The 264-nt window shown below is 52.7% G+C and carries 1 tRNA gene; it reads right to left on the minus strand.

What is annotated here, in order from left to right:
- Positions 1 to 77: transfer RNA gene (locus ACCC94_RS30280), tRNA-Met, on the minus strand.
- Positions 78 to 264 lie beyond the last annotated feature (187 nt).

Here is a 264-nt window from a genome sequence, read left to right on the forward strand (position 1 = left end):
TGGTTGCGGGAGCAGGATTTGAACCTACGACCTTCGGGTTATGAGCCCGACGAGCTACCAGACTGCTCCATCCCGCGTCGGCCATTCTACTCGGGTAAGAGGTCTTGTCAATCGATATTTAAACGCTGATCAATAATTTAAATCGCGCGCAAACGAAAAAGGCCACTCCGAAGAGTGGCCTTTTCACGGTGTCTGGTTGCGGGAGCAGGATTTGAACCTACGACCTTCGGGTTATGAGCCCGACGAGCTACCAGACTGCTCCAT

Origin of the sequence: Pseudomonas sp. Pseusp97 (genome assembly GCF_047304025.1) — a bacterium.
In the GTDB taxonomy this organism is placed as follows: Bacteria; Pseudomonadota; Gammaproteobacteria; order Pseudomonadales; family Pseudomonadaceae; genus Pseudomonas.